We start from the raw sequence: 19,518 nt of genomic DNA, 5'->3' as shown, positions 1-19,518 counted from the left end.
GACGGCCGCCCGCGCCGTGGCGGGAGCCGGAGCCGGGCGCGGCAGTCCTAGAGCAGCGCCTTCAGGCGGTACAACGCCTCCAGTGCCTGCTTCGGGGTCAGCTCATCGGGGTCGATGGCCGCCAGCGCTTCCTGTGCCTTGTTCGATGGCGCGGCGAACAGCCCGAACTGCTGCGGGGCATCCAGCGCCTGCGGCGCCAGTTCGGCGGCATGGCTCTCCCCGCCGCGCTGCTCCAGTTCGGCCAGGCGACGCCGTGCCTGGGCCACGGTGGCGCGCGGCAGGCCGGCCAGTGCCGCCACCTGCAGGCCGAAACTGCGGTTGGCCGGGCCATCCTTGACCGCGTGCATGAACACCAGCGCCTCGCCGTGCTCGACCGCATCCAGGTGCACGTTGGCGATGCCGCTGCGGCCGCCTTCGTACTGTTCGTCGGCCAGCGCGGTCAGCTCGAAATAGTGGGTGGCGAACAGCGTGTAGCAGCGGTTCTGATAGGCCAGGTGACGGGCCACCGCATCGGCCAGCGCCAGGCCGTCGTAGGTGGACGTGCCGCGGCCGATCTCGTCCATCAGCACCAGCGAATGGGCGGTGGCGTGATGCAGGATGTAGCTGGTCTCGGCCATCTCGACCATGAAGGTCGACTGTCCGCGGGCGAGGTCGTCACCGGCGCCGATGCGGGTCAGGATGCGGTCGATCGGGCCGATCACCGCACGGCTGGCCGGCACGAAGCTGCCGATGTGGGCCAGCAGCACGATCAGCGCGTTCTGCCGCATGTAGGTCGATTTACCGCCCATGTTCGGGCCGGTGATGACCAGCATGCGACGGTCCGGATGCAGGTCCAGGTCGTTCGGTTCGAACGGCTGCTCGCGCACCGCTTCGACCACCGGGTGGCGGCCACGCTCGATCTTCAGGCACGGTGCCGTTTCCAGTTCCGGCCGCGACCAGTCCAGTGCCTGCGCGCGCTCGGCGAAGGCGGCCAGCACGTCCAGTTCGCTCAGCGCAGCGGCACACTGCTTCAACGGTTCCAGCTGTTCGCCGAGGGTATCCAGCAGCTGCTCGTACAGGTACTTCTCGCGAGACAGCGAACGGTCGCGCGCGGACAGCACCTTGTCTTCGAACGCCTTCAGCTCTTCGGTGATGTAGCGCTCGGCATTGGTCAGTGTCTGGCGGCGGGTGTAGTGCACCGGCGCGCGGTCGGACTGGCCCTTGCTGATCTCGATGTAGTAGCCGTGCACGCGGTTGTAGCCCACCTTCAGGGTGGGAATGCCGCTGCTTTCGCGTTCGCGCTGTTCCAGGTCCACCAGGAACTGGTCGGCGTGGGTGGACAGGCGGCGCAGCTCGTCCAGCTCCTCATCGAAGCCGTCAGCCAGCACGCCGCCGTCGCTCAGTTTCAGCGGCGGCATTTCGGCGATGGCACTGGCCAGCAGCTGCGCGCACGCATCGTGTTCACCAAGTGCGGCATGCAGGGCCTGCAGGCGCGGTGAGTCCAGCGGTGCCAGCACCTCGCGCACGGCCGGCAGCAGCCCCAGGCCGTCGCGCAGCGTGGAGAAGTCGCGCGGGCGCGCCGAGCGCAGCGCAACGCGGGTGAGGATGCGTTCCAGGTCGCCCAGGCGGCGGAACTGCTCGCGGATGTCGGCGTCCGCGCCGCGATCGATCAGGGTTTCCACCGCATGGTGGCGCTGCACCAGCACCTCGCGCAGGCGCAGCGGACGATGCAGCCAGCGGCGCAGCAGGCGCCCGCCCATCGGCGTGACCGTACTGTCGAGCACGCCCAGCAGGGTGCTGCGGGTATCCCCGTCCACGCGCGTATCCAGCTCCAGGTGGCGGCGGGTGGCGGCGTTCATCGCGATCGCCTCGCCGGCGGTTTCCATCGCGATCGAGGTCAGGTGCGGCAGGCGCTGCTTCTGGGTCTCCTCGACATAGCCGAGCAGGGCGCCCGCGGCTGCGGTCGCGCGCGGCTTGTCATCGATGCCGAAGCCGCTCAGGTCATGCAGCTTGAAAAACGCCAGCAGCTGGCGGCGGCCGCTGTCGGCGTCGAACAGCCACGGTGCGCGGCGGCGCACCCCGGTGCGCTGGCGCAGGAACTCCGGCCAGTTCTCCTCGTCCGGCACCAGCAGCTCGGCCGGTTCCAGACGGGCCAGTTCGGCTTCCAGAGCGTCGTCGGTTTCCACTTCGTTGACCAGGAAGCGGCCGCCGGCCAGGTCGGCCCAGGCCAGGCCATAGCCCTGCTTGCTGCGCGACAGGGCCATCAGCAGGGTGTCGCGGCGCTCATCCAGCAGCGCCTCGTCGGTGACCGTGCCGGGGGTGACGATACGCACCACCTTGCGCTCGACCAAGCCCTTGGCCAGCGCGGGATCGCCGATCTGCTCGCAGATCGCCACCGACTCGCCCAGCGCCACCAGCCGTGCCAGGTAGCCTTCGTACGCGTGCACCGGCACGCCGGCCATCGGGATCGGTGCGCCACCGGAACTGCCACGCTGGGTCAGGGTGATGTCGAGCAGGCGCGCGGCCTTGCGCGCGTCGTCGTAGAACAGCTCGTAGAAATCGCCCATGCGGAAGAACAGCAGCAGGTCCGGATACTCGGACTTGGCTGCGAAGAACTGCTTCATCAACGGGGTATGTTCGGCGGACTTGTCTTTGGACATGGGACTCGTGAATCGGGGCGTCCGGCCGCGCCGGAGGGCGGCGGCAGCGGAGCCGGTACAGGGCCGTCCATGGTAACTGCTGGGGCGCAGGGCTGCCGCCACTGGTGGCGGGCCGGTGCGGCACGAAAAAGGGTTCAGGCCGGGACCAGGGTGATCTGCCGATGGCTGTCGAAGATCTGCATGACGATCTCGAAGTAGGTCGGGCCCTCGCCCTGTCGCACCGCCTGCAGCCGGCGGGCGATCGCCCGCGCGTTGAAGCTGCCTGGTGCGTCCAGCTTGGCCTGCAGCCACTGGCAGGTCGCCTCCACGCCCAGCGCCGCACGGCTGTGGGCGATATCGCGCCAGATCAGCGTGGCCTGCGCGTGGCCAGCCAGTGCGCCATAGCCGCCATGCAGCAGGTCGTCCAGTGCGTCCAGGCTCGGCCCGAGCTGCCATGCCTCGCCGGCCATGAACACGCGGTTGATCTCCGTGTAAAGGCTGGCGATGTCATCGATGGCGGCGCCTTCAATCTGCAGGACGAGGGTCATGCGCCGACTGTAGCGTGGTCCGCGCTGTTGTTGATGGCCCAGCACGAGAGAGCTTTGCGCGGTCGCTCCGGGCTGAATGCCATATGGCATCGCGGTGCGCCTTTGCCACAGGTCACGACGGGCGTCGAAGGATGCGTAGAGGGCCAGCGACGATGCGAATCATTGCACTGGCAACGTGGTGGCTTGCTCTGCAGTGGGCGGACGCCACGCCGCCATGCATCTTCTGCATCGGTCATGGATGCCAGGGACTACTCCGGAGAAACACCGATACTGAGCGCGAGTTCATGAGGCTCTCCCGAGAAAGTATCGAACGTTCTTTCCCAGGCCAGAGGCGGAAGGAAGCGTGGCACATGCCTCTGGTGGCTTCTTCGCAGCCCAAGTTAATGCTGGCTACTCGTTCTCCATGCGCCGTCACCGGCTCGCAAAATGAATAACCCGCATTCAGGTCGAATATTGGGTGGTCCGATGCACGTTTGCAATGCGCGGCTGCAGGAATTTGCCGGTGCGCGGTTTTCACAACAGCCCGCACATTTCAGGATATCTGGATCGATACAATAATATCGGCCCATAAAGTTTCCCCTGCCTGCGCCGCCATCGACCGTACGGCCATTGATCAAGGGAATTGAGATGCTCGCCTTACGCAACCTCCGAGTGGGATCCCGGCTGGGCGCCGGGTTTGGTTTGCTGCTGCTGTTCATCGTCGCCATCGTCGGCCTGGCGTTGTACGGAAATCACCTGAAGTCCACCCAGTTCGAGAAAGTGGTGGACGTCAACATGGTGAAAATGCGGTTGTTGAACGAGATGCTGGATACCAACAATGCGGTGCTGATGCAGCGCCGGCTGATGGTGATCAAGCGCGGTGAGGATTTCGACAGGGATTATCGGAAGGCGCAGGAGCTGTCGCAGGCTTACGACGCCATATGGGCCAAGTACATCAAGATTCCGCGTGATGCCACCGGCGATACGCTGGTCGCGCGGATCGACGCGGCACGCAAGGCCACCGACGCGTCCACCCGGCAACTGCATGAGCGCATGAAGGCCGGCGATTTCGACGGTGCAGCCAAGGAGCTGCTTGCCGAGCAGGGCCTGGCGACGGCCTGGAACGAGGCGATCTCCACCCTGCTGCGGCACCAGGAGGTGCTGACGGCGCGCAGCCGCGAGGACTACCGCGCGACCGAGGCGTGGACCGGCACCTTGTCGATCGTGTTCGGCGTGCTGAGCCTGATACTCGGCTCGCTGGCCGCATGGGCCATCACCCGCAGCCTGACCCGGCCGCTGGAGGGAGCCGTGAAGCTCGCCGATGGCATCGCCAACGGGCGGCTGGACAGCAGCATCGACGCCTCCGGCAACGATGAGGTGACGCAGCTGCTCAGGTCGATGCAGCGCATGCAGGCGCAATTGCAGTCTGTGATGGCGGCGCAGGGGGAACTGGCTCGCCAGCACGATGCGGGCAGCCTCAGCTATCGCATGGATGAGAGCGCCTTCCCCGGTGACTACGGGCGCATGGTGCACGAGACCAATGCGCTCGTCGGCTCGCATGTGCAGGTGCAGAACCGGTTGATCGAAGTAATGAAGCACTACGCCAGGGGCGATCTGTCGGTAGACATGGATCCTCTGCCGGGCGAGAAGGCCGCGATCACCCAGGCGATGGACGAGACCAAGGCCAGCCTGTCAGCGATCAACGGTGAGATCCGCAGGCTGGCGACGGCAGCAGCGGCGGGGGACTTCAGCCTGCGCGGTGACGAGCAGCGCTTCGCTCACGATTTCCACGACATGGTGGCCGGGCTCAACCGGCTGATGCAGACCACCGACGGGAACCTGGTGCAGGTATCGCGCCTGTTGCAGTCCATCTCGCGCGGTGACCTGACCGTGCGCATGCAGGGGGACTTCCACGGGGTGTTCGCCCGGATGCGCGATGACTGCAACGCCACCGTCGACCAGCTCACGCAGATCGTCGGCCGCATCCAGGCCAGCGCGTCCAGCATCAACCTGGCGGCAGGCGAGATCGCCGCGGGCAACACCGACCTGTCGCGGCGCACCGAGCAGCAGGCGGCGAACCTGGAAGAGACTGCGGCGTCGATGGAGGAACTGACCTCCACCGTGAAGCAGAATGCCGAGCACGCACGCCAGGCCAATCAACTCGCGATCGGCGCGCACGGTGTCGCTTCGCAGGGCGGCGAGGTGGTCGGCCAGGTAGTCACCACGATGTCGGCGATCGAGGCCTCGTCGAAGAAGATCGCCGAGATCATCTCGGTCATCGATGGCATTGCTTTCCAGACCAACATCCTGGCGTTGAACGCGGCGGTGGAAGCCGCGCGAGCCGGTGAACAGGGCAGGGGCTTTGCGGTGGTGGCCAGTGAGGTGCGCACACTGGCACAGCGCTCGGCGGGTGCGGCCAAGGAAATCAAGGGCCTGATCGAGGATTCGGTTGGCAAGGTCGCCGACGGCTCGGCGCTGGTCCGCCAGGCTGGCACCACCATGGGCGAGGTGGTGGCCTCGGTGCAGCGGGTGACCGACATCATGGCCGAGATATCTGCCGCATCGCAGGAGCAGAGCTCGGGCATTGAACAGGTCAACCAGGCGGTGGTGCAGATGGACGAGACCACGCAGCAGAACGCGGCGCTGGTGGAAGAGGCCAGCGCCGCGGCTCGTTCCATGGAGGAGCAGGCCAATCTGCTGGCCGAAGCGGTTTCGGTGTTCCGCATCAGTGCGGCAACCACGGCCGCAGCCGTGCGCCCGGTCCTGGCCGCGGTCGCGGCGAAAGTGACTCCGGTACGCCGGCCGGGGGTACTGGTACCACGCATCGAGCCGACGCTGGCTGCGAACGCGGGCGGCTGGGAAGAGTTCTAGCAACAGCGCATGCCGGCAGGGAGACGGCGCCCATCACGATCGTTGACCGTGATGGGCGCGGATTTTTTCCCTGAACGCGCGATGGCCGGCGAGAATGGGGACACGCCCATTTCACTTCCGGTTGCCAACCGCTGGGGGACACTGGCCCCGTACCGGAACTCAGGAGATGGCCATGAAGACCTCGACCCGATTGCTTGTGCTGGGTACCCTGCTGGCGGCCTCGTCGGTGGCCGGCGCGCAGACTTACGGCCCGCGTGATGAGGGGCGCAGGTTCAACGACGGTAGCCGCGTGGTCTGCAAGAACGTGGAAGTGCAGCGCAACTCGCGCGATCCGAACCGCATTGCCGGTACGGCAACCGGCGCGGTAATCGGCGGCCTGCTGGGCAACCAGGTGGGCGGCGGCAACGGCAAGAAGCTCGCTACCGTGGCGGGCGCCGTGGCCGGTGGTGCGGCTGGTCGCCAGATCCAGGGCAACAGCCAGCAGAAGAACGGCGACCGCGTCGTCGAGCGCCGCTGCGAACGCGTCTATCGTTGATCGGTCGCTGCCACACCTGTTCGGCCCTTCCACATCGCAGTATTCGAACGCCGGCCCCGCGCCGGCGTTCGTCGTTCCGGACCCGTATCGCTGAATCTGGCGTCATGCCTATACTGCGCCGACTCAACGGATGAACGCCCAGTGAACGAATCGGCTCCAGCTCCCCAACCGGCACCGCTCGCCGGGCATGACCCGATAGCGGAAGCGACCGCCCATCCCCAACGGGTGCGTGATCGCACCGATGAACTCGAGCTGTTCATTTCGGGCCTGCTGGCGTTCGCGCTGCTGGCCGTGCCGGGCTATCTGTTCGACGCCTGGGCGCGCAGCAGCCTGCACACCGAAGGCATGTACTTCCAGATGCTCTGGTTCGGTTTCAGCATCAGTGTCGGCATGTGCTATGTGCTGGCAGTCGCCTTGATCATCCACCTCACGGTGCGCGGCTACTGGATCGGGCTGATCGGCCTCCGGTCGCATTTCCCCGATGGCATTGACTGGGCGCGCCTGCCAAGAATGGGGGCGGTCACGCGCGCTTTCCTGCAGGCCCGGGACGGAGGCCTCGATGGCAGCATCGAACGGGCCGACCGGCTGGCGACGATGCTGTTCTCGACCACCCTGCTTGCCGTACAGACATTGGCGGGCACGCTGGTGTTGGCCGTCCTGACGCTCGGTGTGTCGATGGTGATCGGCGCGCTGTCAGGTGGCGCCGATCATGTCGCCATGCTCGCCCTGTGCAGCGTGCTGGCCGCACTGTTGACGCTGGCTGTTACCCCCGGGATCCTGGAAAAGATCGTGGCGCGGCGGCAGGCGCGCGGGCAGCCCCATGAGCGACCGCAGCGACTCCTGCAGGGCATGCTGGCGGCCCTGCAACGGGTTCCGCTGTTGCGCCTGATGCAGACCATGCAGCTGACCATGCAGAGCAACCTGCGCTCGCGCTCGTTCATGGCGGCCTACCTGTTCGCGGTGCTGGTAGCGATGCTGCTGGCCGCCGTGCAGGTGATGGCGTCGTTGAAGTTCTCGCTGTTCAACCGGTACCAGATCGTCACGGAAGCGGCGGTTGAGCACGGCATGCTGAGTGCGCATTACGAATCGATGCGTTCGGCGCATGACCAGCTGCTGCCGTACCCGATGATCCCGTCGGACACGATCAGCGGTGGGCAGCTTCGCGTGTTCATTCCGCATCGCCCGCAACGCGACAATCCGCTGGCGCGCCAGCATTGCACCGCACTTCCGGACGCGCACAATGAAGCCTCCGGGCAACAGGCCGCCAACGCCGCAGTGGAGTGCCTTTCCCGGCTCTGGCAGGTCAAGCTGGACGGCACCCCGGTCGACCTGCATGGCTTCGTGCCCATGGAGCGGCGCGACCTGGATATGCGCGGCCTGGTGGGGTACCTGCCTACCCGCGGCCTCGCGCCCGGACGCCATGACCTGGAACTGGTGTGGAATGCCACAGGCGGCGAGCGCGGGGGCGGACGGCGTCGCGCGTTCCGCATCCCGTTCTGGTACGCCCCGGATCCCTGAGCGTCGGCTCGAAGCGGCCATGCCGCGGCCCTTGAACAGGTTGCCTGCGACTTAATCCCCTCCGTCCCCGTTTCGGGCCAGGAGGCGCCAGGCGGCGAGGCTGCCGTAAAGCAGCAGCAGAAGGGTGAGGGTGATCAGTTCGTGGCTGACGTCGGTCAGGCGGGCGTCCATCTGGTTCAGGCGCACCATCAGGTTGATGCCCGAGGTGGTGGGCAGCAGCTGTGCCAGCCAGACCAGCGGTTGCGGCGTCATCACCGCCGGCCACGACAGGTTGGCCAGGAAAAACAGCGGGATCGAGGTGGCGACGATGTACTGGAAGGCGCGCTCGCGGGTGCGGAAGAAGCTGCCGACCAACAGGCCGAAGGCCACGGTGACGGCGACGAACAAGGTGCCGCCCAGCAGCTGGCCTATCGGGTTGCCGCCGCGCGGGTAGTCCTGCGCCCAGGCAGTGAAACCGGCGTACCAGAACAGGCCGAACAGTCCGATCAGGCCGAAGCCCAACGCCATGCCGGCCAGCGTCGGCAGGTCGAAGCGCAGGCGCCGGCCCAGTGCGAGGCGGCGGCCGCCGAGCAGAACGCCGATGCCCATCAACAGCGTCTGGTGCACGATCAGCTCGGCCACCCCGGGCACGATCGCGCTGCCATAGCCTTCCTGGGTGTTGTACAGCGGACGCTGCACAAGCGTGACCGGCGGGGCCTGCGGTGCACCCATGAAGGCGGCCTGGCCGACCACGGCATCACGCCCGAACGCACCCAGCGCGTCAGCTACGCTGCCCAGCACCCAGCTGGCGCGGCCCAGGTAGGCGCCGTTGCCAAGCAGTACCAGCTTGGCTGGATGGCCGCGCAGGATGTCGCGCTCCAGGTTGGCCGGGATCACGACGATGCCTTCGGCGTGGCCGGCTTCGAGCTGCTGGCGTGCGCTGTCGACGTCCGCCGGTTGCCCGACCACGCGCGCAACGCGCAGTGCGTCGAGCTTGCGCAGCAGCTCGCGGCTGGTCGCGCTGTGGTCTTCGTCCACCACCAGCACCGGCAGGTTGCCGGCCACCTGGTGCCGGTAGGCGGCTGGATAGAAGAACGAATACAGGATCACCGCACCGACCATCACCACGATCGCGTAGCGGTCGCACAGGACCGCCATCAGGGTCTGCCGGAGGCTGCGCCAGAGTACGCTCATGCGTCGCCCCCCGCCGGCTGTGCGGCTTCTGGGGTACGCGCAAAGGCGATCAGGCGCAGCCCGCCGATGCCCCCGGCCACCACCGTCATCAATAGCAGCGTAGCCAGCGGCCATGCCGAAACCTGCAGCGGCGAGCCGATGAACTGCTGTTGGGTCTGCAGCTTGATGTAGGCGCTCAATGGCAGCAGCTGATGCCAGATGCGGGTGAACAACGGCCCGTCCAGCACCGGGAACGTGGCGCTGGAGAACGCCAGTGCGGTGCCGATGCTGAGGCCCACCGCGGACAGTGCGGTGCCCATGTCGCGGGTGACGCCGACGAAGAACAGCGCGTAGGCGGCGGTGGCCAGGTAGAACAACGGCTGGGCGAGCAGCAGCAGGAGCACGCTGCCGGCCACACCATCGCCGCGCAGCCAGGCCAGGTAGCTGATGCCGAGCGCGCCATACAGCGAGAACAGCAGGAGGTACGGCGCGACCTTGCCGGCGATCGCCGACCACGGCGTGCGAGCCAGCCAGGCGGGCAGGGTGCCATCGCGGATCTCGCGGCCGAGGCTGCCGGCCACCGCAAGTGCCAGTACCAGTGACAGCACCGCCGGGAAGATCAGTGGCAGCAGGAACAATTCGTAGCTGCGCGCCGGGTTGTAGAGGATGTCCGACTGCACCGCGATGGGCGCCGCGCGCAGCTTGCCCGGGCCGACCTGCAGGCCGATGCGCTCGCGCAGCAGGCGTGCGTTCCATGCGGAAACCGCCTCGCCGATGTCGCGCGACGCCGATTGGCCGGTGGTCATGTAGGTGGCGTTGTAATAGGCGAACACCGTGCCCTGGCGCCCACGCAGCGCCTGCCGGGTGACATCGCGCGGCACCAGCACGATGGCGAACACGTCCAGGCGGCGCAGCTGCGAACGTGCCTCCTCCAGGTCCGCTGGCTGGCTGGCGACGCGTACGCCGGGACTTGCGTCGAGCATGCGCAGCAGCAGGCGGCTGTCACTGCTGTGGTCAAGGTCGACCACAGCAATCGGGATATCGCGCATCACCGACGGCGTGAACATCCATGCCATCACTACCAGCATCAGTAGTGGCAGCAAGGTGACCAGCAGCAGGTCGGCACGGTTGCTGCGCAGCGACTGCAGCTCGCGCCGCCACGAAGCGGCGAAGCCGTTGCGGTCCGGGCTCAGTGCTGGGGCCATGCGAACAGCACGCTCATGCCGGGGCGGAAGCCCTCGATGCGGCGTACCGGGCGCACCCGCACCTCGAAGCTGCGGACGTCATAGCCGGACGACTGGCGGGTGGTACGCCAGGTTGCATAGTCACCGGCCGGATTGATGAAGTAGACCTCGAATTCGCCGTCCAGGCCGAGCGCCGGCACGCTGCCCTGCAGCTTGCTGCCGACCTTCAGGCCCTGCATCTGCGATTCGCGCAGGTTCATGGCGACCCACATGCGGTCGATGTCGACCAGGGTGAACACCGGATAGCCGGCCGGCACCAGCTCGCCCGGGTCGGCCATGCGCTTGTTGATCTCGCCCGCCACCGGCGCGCGTCCCTCCACTTCGGCACGCGCCGCGTTGACTTCGGCCACCGCGCCCTGCGCCTGCTGCACCTGGCCCTGCGCGGCGCGCTTGTCCTGCTCTCGGGCGCCGGCCAGGGCCATGTCGTACTGCGCGCGGGCGGCGCGGGCCAGTTCGCGCGAACTGGTGGCCTGGGCATGCGCTTCATCGCGCTTCTGCCGGGTCATCACCCCTTCGTTGAACAGGTTCTGCACGCGCCGGTAGGTGGCTTCGGCCAGTGCCGCGCCGGCTTCGGCGCGCTTCCAGTTCGCTTCGGCGGCGCGGATGTCTTCGCTGCGCGCGCCTTCGTCGGCCTTGTCGGCCACCGCCTGCGCAGCCGCCAATGCGCCGTGCGCCTGCTGTTCCTTGGCGGCCACTTCGGGGCTGTCGAGCAGGAACAGCACCTGCCCGGGCTGCACGCGATCGCCCTCGCGCACCTTCAGCTCGGCCACGCGCGCGGTGATCTTGGCGGCCACGTTGATCGTATCCGCATCGGCCATGCCCTGGATCTGGTCGGCCGGGCTGCGCCAGGCCAGCCACAGGCCCAGCACCACCGCGACCAGCAGGACCACCAGCAGGATCGGTCCCAGCCGTCGCTTGCCGGGGGGCGTCGTCGCATCGTCGTGCAGCACATCACTCATGGTCGATCACCTCGTCCGCACGCCGCCGGAATTCTTCGAAACGGTCCATCTGTCCACTGATCTCCAGCAACTGTGCCAGCGCAATGTCGTATTGGTAGGCGGCCTGTGCGCGCTCGACACGGGCGCCGCCCAGGCCGAGCCGCGCATCGATCACATCCAGCGAGGTGGCCTGGCCTTCGCGGAATGCCAGCTCCTGCAGGCGCAGGTTTTCCTGTGCCTGGGCGATGCTGCTGTCGAGCAGCACGAACTGCTGGCGCGCGGTCTCAAGTTCGTTCCAGGCCTTGCGCACACCCAGTGCGACCTGGTTCTCGGCCTCGCGCAGGCCGGCTTCGGCCTGGTCCTGTTGTGCACGCGCGGCGCTGATCTGCGCCGGCCGCGAGTTCGGTGACAGGAAGGTGTACTTCAGCCCGATGCCGAACGCCCAGTCCGGGTCGGTCAGCATCTCGTCGCGGCGACGGAAGTCGTATTGGCCGAAGGCGAAGATCTGCGGCTTCAGCTTGGCCTGCTGCACGCGCACGCCCTGTTCGGCCTGCGCCACCATCGCCCGCAAGCGCGCGATCTGCGGCTGGCGCGCCTGCGCCGTGCGCTCGAAACTGGCCACCGGTTCCATCGGCACGCGCTGCACGAACAGCGGCGACACCGGCTGCACCTCGCCACCACTGCGCAGCAGCGTGGCCAGCGCGGCCTTCAGCGTAGCCAGATCGTTCACCGTCTTCTGGTATTCGCGCTCGGCCTTGTCGCGGGCCACGGTGGCCTGCAGGCGCTGGGCGCGGGTGGCGAAGCCCTCGCGCTCCAGCTTTTCTGCATCGGACAGGTGGCGGTTGAGGCCGTCGCGTACGTCGCGGCGCACTTCCACCGCCTGCTCGGCCAGGCGCTGGCCGAAGTAGGCCTGGGCCAGCTGCACGGTCAATGATTGGCGCTGTGCCTCGCGCTCGGCGTTGGCCTGCTCATGGGCGGCGCTGGCCGCACGTTGCGCGGCCGGGATCACGCCGCCGGTGTACAGCGGCAGCACCGCGGTCACTACCGGGCGTGTACGCCAGTCGCGCTCGGTGAACGACAGTGGCGAATCGATACCGAAGGCTTCAGCCACCGGCGCCAGCGAACCCAGTGGCAGGGTCAGGGTCTTCTGGAACTGCAGCCGGCGCACTTCGCCGGTGATCTCCGGCAGGCGCAGCAGGCGCGTGGCGTCCTGCAGGTCCTGCTTGTTGCGTACCGCTGCATCAGCGGCCGCCAGCGCATCGGAGACCTGCTCCAGGCGTTGCCGTGCCTGTTCCCAGTCCAATGCGGGGGCGTCGCTGGTGGGCTGCGCGGGGGCAGCGGTTGGCAGGCAGGTCGCCAGCACCAGCGCCAGTGCGGCCTTCGCGCGGTGCATCCTTGTACGTCGGCCGATCACGCCCATGCCGTCCCAGTGGTAAAGAAGTGCGCAAACGGTAGTGCGCGCGGCGTGAAGCCCGGGTCTGCGATCATCGTTTCGTCCTCAACGAAGGGTGCCGCTGGCCGCAGTGCGCAGCGCCTGGGTGATGTGCTGCAGCGTGCTTGAGCGCACGGCGGCATGCTGCCAGTACAGCGGCACATCGAGCCAGCGGCGGGGTTCCAGGACCACCACGCGGCCAGCGCACACGGCGGGCGCGACCAGGGTTTCCGGGGCCATGCCCCAGCCGAGTCCGCACGCGGCGGCTTCGACGAAACCGGTGGAGGAGGGCAGGTAGTGTAGCGGCGGCTGCAGGCGCGCGCGGGTCAGGCGCCGCACGAAGCGCCATTGCAGTTCATCTTTGCGGTTGAACACCAGCATCGGTGCGCGCGCCAGTGCCGCAGCCTGCATGCCGTCGCTGAAGTACTGGCGGGCGAAGCTGGGCGAAGCAATCGCTTGGTACCGCATGGCGCCGAGCGGGTATACGTTGCAGCCCTTCACCGGCTGGCTTTCGGCGGTGACCGCGCCGAGCACGCTGCCATCGCGCAGCAGTTGCAGGGTGTGGTCCTGGTCGTCCATGCGCAGGTCGAACAGGTAGCCATGGCGCTGGTGCAGGTCGGCGATGGCCGGCACGAACCAGGTGTCAAGCGAGTCGTCGTTGACCGCCAGGGGGATGGGCGTACGCGCAGCGTCGTTGCCACGCTCGGGCAGCAGCTCGGCCAGCGCCTCGGCTTCCAGTGCCTGCATCGGCCGTACCCGGCGCAGCAGTGCTTCCCCCGCGGCGGTCGGTCGGCAGGGTGCCTGGCGCACCACCAGTACCTGGCCGAGGCGGTCTTCCAGCGCCTTGACCCGCTGCGACAGTGCCGACGGGCTGATCGACAGGCGGCGTGCCGCGGCCTCGAAGCTGCCTTCTTCCAGCACCGCAGCGAATGCGGCCAGCTGCGGATGTACCAGGTCCATGCCGTCGCCTCTTCAGTTTTCCTGCACAGGATAAAGAAAAATCAGATTGTCTAAACAGGGCAATTGGCCGCACCCTGCGCGTCCCCTCGCTGCCTGGGCCTTCCTGATGTGGATCGCCGCCATTGCCGCCGGCCTGTTCGCGGGTGCCGGCCTGATCATCGCCATCGGCGCACAGAATGCCTTCGTGCTGCGACAAGGATTGCAGCGTCGGCATGTCGGAACGGTGGTGGCTGCCTGTGCCGGCGCGGACATCGCGCTGATACTGGCCGGCGTCGGCGGCATGGGCGCGCTGGTGCTGCAGTGGCCGCTGCTGCTGCAGGTGCTGCGCTTCGGTGGCGCCGCGTTCCTGCTGTGGTATGGCCTGCGGGCAGGGCTGCGCGCGTGGCGCGGAGGCAGTGCACTGGCCGCGGCCGAGGCGCAGGGCGGCAGCGCGCGCCAGGTGCTGCTGACCTGCCTGGCCTTCACCCTGCTCAATCCGCACGTCTACCTGGATACCGTGGTGCTGCTGGGCAGTCTGTCCACGCGCTACCCGGGTGACCTGCGCTGGGCCTTCGCCGCCGGGGCGTGCCTGGCCAGCGTGGCCTGGTTCTGTTCTCTGGGCTATGGCGCGCGCCTGTTGCAGCCGGTGTTCCGCAGGCCAGGTGCCTGGCGGGTGCTGGATGCCGCCGTGGCGGTCTTCATGTTCTGCCTGGCGACACTGTTGCTGTTGCGTCCGCTCTAGGCCGCGTCCACCGCGCACAGTGGCGCTTCGCCGGGGCGCAGGGTCAGTACGCACACACCGGTGCGGGTTACCGCCACCGTGTGCTCGAACTGCGCCGACAGTTTGCCGTCGCGGGTGTAGACCGGCCATTCGTCCGGCTGTTGGCGGATGGCCGGCTTGCCCTGGTTGAGCATCGGCTCGATGGTGAACACCATGCCTTCTTCCAGCACCCTGCCGGTGTTGGGATGGCCGTAGTGCAGGATCTGCGGTTCCTCGTGCATTTCCTGGCCGATGCCGTGGCCGCAGTATTCCTTCACCACGCTGTAGCCGTGGCTGCGCGCGTGGCGGGCGATGGCGTGGCCGATATCGCCCAGGTGCGCGCCGGGGCGCACCGCAGCGATGCCTTTCCACATCGCCTGGTAGGCGGTCTGCACCAGCCGGCGCGCGGCGTAGTCGACCTCACCGACCAGGTAGGTGGTGCTGGAGTCGGCGATGTAGCCGTTCTTCTCCAGGGTGATGTCGAGGTTGACGATCTGGCCGCTGCGCAGCACGTCGGTGGTGCTGGGCACGCCGTGGCAGATGACGTTGTCGATCGAGGTATTGAGCACGTACGGGAAGCCGTACTGGCCCTTGCTGGCCGGCCGCGCCTGCAGCTCGTCGACGATCATGCGTTCTACGAAATCGTTGATCTCCATCGTGCTGCGGCCCTGCAGCGGCAGCTGGTCGAGTGCGGCGAACACCTGGGCCAGCAGGCGACCCGATTCGGCCATCAGCGCGATCTCGTCGGGGCGCTTGATGATGCCCATGGACTCAGGCCTGACCTGGCGCCAGCAGCGGCGGCTGCACCCCGGCCGCGCGCAGTTCACTGGCGACGATGTCCTGGAAACTCAGCGTCGGGTTCATTTCGCACAGCATGCCGACCCGGATCCAGAAGTTGGCCTGGGCGTTGATCGAGCGGCTGGAAACGGTGCAGGCACGGCGCAGCTGGTCGTGCAGGGTGTCATCGATGTTGACGATGCCCATGGGCGGTCCTGGAGGGGTGAATATACGAATCGTATGTGTTTCGTATATCCAGCTCAAGGCCGCATCGTTCAGTCCACGTCGGTGGCAAAGCGCAGGCGGTTGCCGTCGGGGTCACGCAGCCGCATCTCGCGGCTGCCCCATTCGGTGTCATGCGGCGGCTGTTCGATGGGGACACCCGCGGCGCTGAAGGCGCGGTGCAGCGCGTCTACGTCCTCGACGATGAAGTACACCGCGCCGCCGGCCTCACAGTCGCCGCTGTGCTCGGTGAGGAAGATCGTCTGGCCGTCGCGGGTGAGCTGGGCGAACAGTGGGAAGCCTGGTTCGAAGCGGTGTTCCCAGTCGACTACGAAACCCAGTCCCTGCACGTAGAACGGCAGGGTGGTATCGGCGTGGTGCATGCGCAGTTGCGGGATGACGGTCTGGGGCATCGCGGCGGCTCCGGGGCGGAAGTCCAGTGTAGTGCCGGCCGCTGGCCGGCATCCGCATGCGCCCGGGAACAACGAGGTTGCCGGCCAGCGGCCGGCACTACCGGAGCTACGCCGGCCAGCGGCCGGCACGACCGGACGCGGTCAGCAGGCGGTTGGCACCGAAGCCATAGCCGCCAGCAGCTCGCGGTTCACCTGCTGGTGCCGCGCCTGCCACGAGGGCAGGTCATCGACACGGATGTCGGGCTGGCCATCCAGCGAGGACAGCCAGCGCTTGAAGCGGCTGCGGTAGTGGGCCAGCGACACTTCGCCGGTGATGTCACTGCCGACCAGGCCACCGGCGCGCAGTGCTTCGATCACCACCAGCGCGTGTTCCAGCTGGAAGCGGCCCTGGTCCCAGTTGCTGCGGGCAACGTCCTCGGCGAACACATCCTTGTCGATCGACAGATAGGTCGGCTGCGGTGACGTGGCCTGCTCGGCGGCGAACGCGGCGACCAGGGCCTCGGGATGCTCGAAACGGCGGAAGGCGTGGCCCATGCCGAGGCGATGGCCCCAGCCCACGTCCACATCCATGCACCAGTAGGTCAGGCGACCGCACATCAGCGGTCGCCAGTGGTTCTCCCAGGCATGACCGAGGCCGATGTCCCTGGAGGTGACGCCGAGCACATGGATGTGCGAGATCTGCGGCAGCTTGCTGGCGGCGTTTACCCACGAGCCGCAGTGCATGCCGAACGGGAAACGCATGTTGTCCGGATGGTTGTCCAGCACGACCAGCTGGAATGGCGCCTGCCCATGCATGCGGCGCAGCAGCGGCAGGCTGAGATGGTGGAAGTCACCACTGCCGAGCATGACCGTGCCGAGCTGCGCGGGCAGCGGTGCCAGCACTTCGGCGGCGAAACGGTCCAGGGTGGCATTGCTGCAGGCAAAGCGCAGCGGGTCGTGCCACTGCGGCAGGGCCAGGATCTGCGCCCGGGGCAGCGGCAGCACGCCACCGTCCAGGTCCAGGATCAGCGGCGAACGCACCGGCATCGTTCAACCGCCTCCATCAGGTTCGCCCTGCAGGTACGGGGCCAGCCTGCGAAGGGCGGCACGCAGCAGCGGGGAACGGGCATGGATCGCATGCCGGGTGGAGGTGAAGCGCGCACCCAGTTCGGCCTTGATGCGCGAGTCGGTCCAGCCGGCCACGTAGTGGCTCAGGCCGTGCTGCAGGGCGTACTCGATGTTGTGCATCCAGCTGACCGCGTACAGGTTGTGCTCGCGTGATTGCGGGTAGGCCAGGCCAATATACTTGTCCACCAGCTTTCCGGCGTGGATGTAGCACAGGTTCCAGCCGATCAGCAGACCCTGGTGGCGGTACAGGAACATGCGGCCCTGGCCCTGGCTGTCGGCCAGCAGGTATTGGAAGTAGGGCAGGTCGAGCTGGTCGAAATGCACCGCGCTCTGCGCATACACGCCCAGGTACAGCGCGTACAGTTCGCCCTGCAGTTGCGGGTCGGCCAGGGCCGGATCACCGGTGGCGATGCAGTCGATCTGCAGCTCACCGCGCGAGCGCAGCTTGCGCCGGATGTTCTTGCGGCGCGAGGACGACAGGCGGCCGAGATAGCCATCGATCGAATCGAAATCGATCGCCACCCAGGCCAGTGGCATGCCTTCCAGTTCAACGAAGCCGCGTGCCAGCAAGGCCTGCAGGAAGGCGCCGCTGTGCGCGTTGGCGGCATCATCCAGCAGCGGTGAATCCATGGCCAGGTCCTTGACCACCAGCAGCCGGGTATCGCCGATCGCGTGACGCGTCACGTCCTCGGCCAGCGCCTCCGGCGCCACGTGCGCCGGCAGCGGGGTGTACTCGGTGCTGGTGGCACCGACGAAACGGGTCTTCCAGGTGATCCATGGCCGCCACAGGCGCGACAGCGGCAGGCCGAGCAGCCTGCCGCGCAGTTCGTCGTCCATCGTGGTGGTCAGGTCCAGCGGCGCACGGAAGGTCGGCAGGCCACTGGGAAGGCGGCCCGCCTCGAACCCGAGCGGCGGGTGGGCCAGGAAACCCTCCAGCAGCGCGGCCGGTTCCAGCGCGGTGCTGGATGCGCGTGACGTCATCTCCATCGGCACGGGAACCGGCAGCGCAGCCAGCCTCAGCCCTTGGCCTTGGTCAGCGCCTGGTCGAGCAGGGTGATCGCCAGGTCGATCTCTTCGTAGCTGATATCCAGCGACGGCGCGAAGGTGATCACGTTCTTGTACCAGCCACCCACGTCGAGCACGAGGCCCATGCGCTTGCCGTCGTGCAGCAGGTCACCGGCCAGGCCGATGTCGACCATGCGGTCCAGCAGCTCCTTGTTCGGGGTGTAGCCGTCGGCCTGGCAGATTTCCGCACGCAGCGCCAGGCCCAGGCCGTCGACGTCGCCGATCTCCGGGTGACGCTTCTGCAGGCCACGCAGGCCGTCGAGGAAGTACGCGCCCTTCTCCGGCACAGTGCGCTCGTAGTCCATTTCCTTGCCCAGCTTCAGCACTTCCAGGCCCAGGCGGGTGCCCAGCGGGTTGGAGTTGAAGGTGGAATGGGTGGAGCCCGGCGGGAACACGGTCGGGTTGATCAGCTCTTCGCGAGCCCACAGGCCCGACAGCGGGTTCAGGCCGTTGGTCAGCGCCTTGCCGAACACCAGCACGTCCGGGGTGACACCGAAGTGCTCGATCGACCACAGCTTGCCGGTGCGCCAGAAGCCCATCTGGATTTCATCGACGACCATCAGGATGCCGTACTTGTCCAGCACGCGCTTGAGGCCGGTGAAGAAGTTGCGCGGCGGAATGACGTAGCCGCCGGTGCCCTGGATCGGCTCAACGTAGAACGCGGCGTACTCGGCCTGGCCGACCTTGGGATCCCACACGCCGTTGTACTCGCTTTCGAACAGCCGCTCGAACTGCCACACGCAGTGGTCGGAATACTCGTCCGGGGTCATGCCCTTCGGGCGACGGAAGGGGTACGGGAACGGGATGAACATCGCACGCTCGCCGAAGTGGCCGTAGCGGCGGCGGTAGCGGTAGCTGGAGGTGATCGACGACGCACCCAGGGTGCGGCCGTGGTAGCCGCCTTCGAAGGCGAACATCAGGCTCTTGCCGCCGCGCGCGTTGCGCACGATCTTCAGCGAGTCTTCAATGGCCTGCGCGCCGCCGACGTTGAAGTGCACGCGGCCGTCGAGGCCGAACTTCTCGTGCATGTCCACGGCAATGGTCTTGGCCAGCTGCACGCGGGTCGGGTGCAGGTACTGGCTGGCGACCTGCGGCAGGGTGTCGATCTGGTCCTTCAGCGCGTCGTTCAGGCGCTTGTTGCTGTAGCCGAAGTTGCAGGCCGAGTACCACATCTGCAGGTCGAGGTAGGGCACGCCCGCACCGTCGAACATGTAGCTGCCTTCGCCGCGCTGGAAGATCTTCGGCGGGTCGACGTAGTGGACGGTATCGCCGAAGGAGCTGTAGCGGGCTTCGTCGGCCAGCAGCCGCGCATCGGAGGCAGCCGCGTCGGCGTTCTTGTCAAAAATGTTCATGCAGTTCGGTTCCGTGAAGGACGTTCGAAAGAGGTGGCGGGGGCGTGC

Annotated in this window: 17 protein-coding genes; 4 read left to right on the top strand and 13 right to left on the bottom strand. The window is 67.4% G+C overall.

Features of this window, described 5'->3' with window-relative positions; translation table 11 throughout:
* Positions 1–47: 47 nt before the first annotated feature.
* Both mutS and AC5P7R_RS00835 read right to left on the bottom strand, forming a co-directional pair.
* Complete coding sequence (mutS, locus tag AC5P7R_RS00840; protein ID WP_021202480.1) at positions 48–2,639, bottom strand: DNA mismatch repair protein MutS; 2,592 nt, start codon at positions 2,637–2,639, stop codon at positions 48–50.
* Between the two features lie 134 nt (positions 2,640–2,773).
* Entirely contained in the window at positions 2,774–3,166 is a 393-nt protein-coding gene (locus tag AC5P7R_RS00835) for a barstar family protein (RefSeq protein WP_111099002.1), read from the bottom strand.
* Between the two features lie 627 nt (positions 3,167–3,793).
* Here AC5P7R_RS00835 and AC5P7R_RS00830 point away from each other — a divergent pair.
* The 3 genes from AC5P7R_RS00830 to AC5P7R_RS00820 all read left to right on the top strand — a co-directional run bounded on the left by AC5P7R_RS00830 (position 3,794) and on the right by AC5P7R_RS00820 (position 8,069).
* On the top strand, positions 3,794–6,016 hold the full coding sequence (locus AC5P7R_RS00830) for a methyl-accepting chemotaxis protein (RefSeq protein ID WP_478436548.1): 2,223 nt from the start codon (positions 3,794–3,796) through the stop codon (positions 6,014–6,016).
* 166 nt (positions 6,017–6,182) lie between these two features.
* Positions 6,183–6,551: a glycine zipper 2TM domain-containing protein gene (locus AC5P7R_RS00825; RefSeq protein ID WP_014646414.1), complete on the top strand. Its 369-nt coding sequence runs from the start codon at positions 6,183–6,185 to the stop codon at positions 6,549–6,551.
* Positions 6,552–6,692: 141 nt separating this feature from the next.
* Complete coding sequence (locus AC5P7R_RS00820) at positions 6,693–8,069, top strand: hypothetical protein (protein WP_204323388.1); 1,377 nt, start codon at positions 6,693–6,695, stop codon at positions 8,067–8,069.
* Between the two features lie 51 nt (positions 8,070–8,120).
* On the opposite strand, the gene AC5P7R_RS00815 is transcribed toward AC5P7R_RS00820, so the two are convergent.
* The 5 genes from AC5P7R_RS00815 to AC5P7R_RS00795 form a co-directional block, all read right to left on the bottom strand.
* Positions 8,121–9,242 carry an ABC transporter permease gene (locus AC5P7R_RS00815; protein ID WP_031269555.1) on the bottom strand — a complete coding sequence of 374 codons (1,122 nt, stop codon included), beginning with the start codon at positions 9,240–9,242 and terminating at the stop codon, positions 8,121–8,123.
* The gene (locus AC5P7R_RS00810; protein WP_021202483.1) at positions 9,239–10,426 is read right to left on the bottom strand and encodes an ABC transporter permease; all 1,188 of its coding nucleotides are present in this window, start codon (positions 10,424–10,426) and stop codon (positions 9,239–9,241) included. The genes AC5P7R_RS00815 and AC5P7R_RS00810 overlap by 4 nt, the downstream gene beginning before the upstream one ends.
* Positions 10,411–11,424: an HlyD family secretion protein gene (locus tag AC5P7R_RS00805; protein ID WP_019659205.1), complete on the bottom strand. Its 1,014-nt coding sequence runs from the start codon at positions 11,422–11,424 to the stop codon at positions 10,411–10,413. Before AC5P7R_RS00805 ends, AC5P7R_RS00810 begins: the two co-directional genes overlap by 16 nt.
* Entirely contained in the window at positions 11,417–12,823 is a 1,407-nt protein-coding gene (locus tag AC5P7R_RS00800; RefSeq protein WP_457894540.1) for a TolC family protein, read from the bottom strand. The genes AC5P7R_RS00805 and AC5P7R_RS00800 overlap by 8 nt, the downstream gene beginning before the upstream one ends.
* A gap of 78 nt (positions 12,824–12,901) precedes the next feature.
* Entirely contained in the window at positions 12,902–13,795 is an 894-nt protein-coding gene (locus AC5P7R_RS00795) for a LysR family transcriptional regulator ArgP (protein WP_021202486.1), read from the bottom strand.
* Between the two features lie 106 nt (positions 13,796–13,901).
* Here AC5P7R_RS00795 and AC5P7R_RS00790 point away from each other — a divergent pair, with 106 nt between their 5' ends.
* Positions 13,902–14,516 carry a LysE/ArgO family amino acid transporter gene (locus tag AC5P7R_RS00790; RefSeq protein WP_111098998.1) on the top strand — a complete coding sequence of 205 codons (615 nt, stop codon included), beginning with the start codon at positions 13,902–13,904 and terminating at the stop codon, positions 14,514–14,516.
* On the opposite strand, the gene map is transcribed toward AC5P7R_RS00790, so the two are convergent.
* From map to AC5P7R_RS00760, 6 genes are all read right to left on the bottom strand, one after another.
* Positions 14,513–15,295, bottom strand: a complete 783-nt coding sequence (gene map, locus AC5P7R_RS00785) for a type I methionyl aminopeptidase (protein WP_031269556.1) — start codon at positions 15,293–15,295, stop codon at positions 14,513–14,515. The two genes, AC5P7R_RS00790 and map, sit on opposite strands and share 4 nt — an antisense overlap.
* 10 nt (positions 15,296–15,305) lie before the next feature.
* Positions 15,306–15,518 (bottom strand): ParD-like family protein, encoded by a 213-nt coding sequence (locus AC5P7R_RS00780; protein WP_019659200.1) that lies wholly within the window; start codon positions 15,516–15,518, stop codon positions 15,306–15,308.
* 68 nt (positions 15,519–15,586) lie between these two features.
* The gene (locus AC5P7R_RS00775) at positions 15,587–15,946 is read right to left on the bottom strand and encodes a bleomycin resistance protein (protein WP_021202489.1); all 360 of its coding nucleotides are present in this window, start codon (positions 15,944–15,946) and stop codon (positions 15,587–15,589) included.
* 141 nt (positions 15,947–16,087) lie between these two features.
* On the bottom strand, positions 16,088–16,972 hold the full coding sequence (locus tag AC5P7R_RS00770; RefSeq protein ID WP_021202490.1) for an arginase family protein: 885 nt from the start codon (positions 16,970–16,972) through the stop codon (positions 16,088–16,090).
* A 3-nt stretch (positions 16,973–16,975) separates the two neighbouring features.
* Positions 16,976–18,040: a GNAT family N-acetyltransferase gene (locus AC5P7R_RS00765; protein WP_111102347.1), complete on the bottom strand. Its 1,065-nt coding sequence runs from the start codon at positions 18,038–18,040 to the stop codon at positions 16,976–16,978.
* 29 nt (positions 18,041–18,069) lie between these two features.
* Positions 18,070–19,470, bottom strand: coding sequence for an aspartate aminotransferase family protein (locus AC5P7R_RS00760; protein WP_021202492.1), 1,401 nt, complete (start codon positions 19,468–19,470; stop codon positions 18,070–18,072).
* Positions 19,471–19,518 lie beyond the last annotated feature (48 nt).

Source organism: Stenotrophomonas sp. YJH_SMC_27 (assembly GCF_059369815.1).
Note: the sequence above shows the minus strand (reverse complement) of the source record. Positions and strands in the feature narration are given on the sequence as shown.

What these genes read in the sequence shown, in the direction of transcription:
- mutS (WP_021202480.1), bottom strand. Translation starts at nt 2,639, where the DNA reads ATGTCCAAAGACAAGTCCGCCGAACATACCCCGTTGATGAAGCAGTTC.
- AC5P7R_RS00795 (WP_021202486.1), bottom strand. Translation starts at nt 13,795, where the DNA reads ATGGACCTGGTACATCCGCAGCTGGCCGCATTCGCTGCGGTGCTGGAA.
- AC5P7R_RS00830 (WP_478436548.1), top strand. Translation starts at nt 3,794, where the DNA reads ATGCTCGCCTTACGCAACCTCCGAGTGGGATCCCGGCTGGGCGCCGGG.
- AC5P7R_RS00790 (WP_111098998.1), top strand. Translation starts at nt 13,902, where the DNA reads ATGTGGATCGCCGCCATTGCCGCCGGCCTGTTCGCGGGTGCCGGCCTG.
- AC5P7R_RS00805 (WP_019659205.1), bottom strand. Translation starts at nt 11,424, where the DNA reads ATGAGTGATGTGCTGCACGACGATGCGACGACGCCCCCCGGCAAGCGA.
- AC5P7R_RS00765 (WP_111102347.1), bottom strand. Translation starts at nt 18,040, where the DNA reads ATGGAGATGACGTCACGCGCATCCAGCACCGCGCTGGAACCGGCCGCG.
- AC5P7R_RS00800 (WP_457894540.1), bottom strand. Translation starts at nt 12,823, where the DNA reads ATGGGCGTGATCGGCCGACGTACAAGGATGCACCGCGCGAAGGCCGCA.
- AC5P7R_RS00770 (WP_021202490.1), bottom strand. Translation starts at nt 16,972, where the DNA reads ATGCCGGTGCGTTCGCCGCTGATCCTGGACCTGGACGGTGGCGTGCTG.
- AC5P7R_RS00775 (WP_021202489.1), bottom strand. Translation starts at nt 15,946, where the DNA reads ATGCCCCAGACCGTCATCCCGCAACTGCGCATGCACCACGCCGATACC.
- AC5P7R_RS00760 (WP_021202492.1), bottom strand. Translation starts at nt 19,470, where the DNA reads ATGAACATTTTTGACAAGAACGCCGACGCGGCTGCCTCCGATGCGCGG.
- AC5P7R_RS00835 (WP_111099002.1), bottom strand. Translation starts at nt 3,166, where the DNA reads ATGACCCTCGTCCTGCAGATTGAAGGCGCCGCCATCGATGACATCGCC.
- AC5P7R_RS00810 (WP_021202483.1), bottom strand. Translation starts at nt 10,426, where the DNA reads ATGGCCCCAGCACTGAGCCCGGACCGCAACGGCTTCGCCGCTTCGTGG.
- AC5P7R_RS00815 (WP_031269555.1), bottom strand. Translation starts at nt 9,242, where the DNA reads ATGAGCGTACTCTGGCGCAGCCTCCGGCAGACCCTGATGGCGGTCCTG.
- AC5P7R_RS00825 (WP_014646414.1), top strand. Translation starts at nt 6,183, where the DNA reads ATGGCCATGAAGACCTCGACCCGATTGCTTGTGCTGGGTACCCTGCTG.
- AC5P7R_RS00780 (WP_019659200.1), bottom strand. Translation starts at nt 15,518, where the DNA reads ATGGGCATCGTCAACATCGATGACACCCTGCACGACCAGCTGCGCCGT.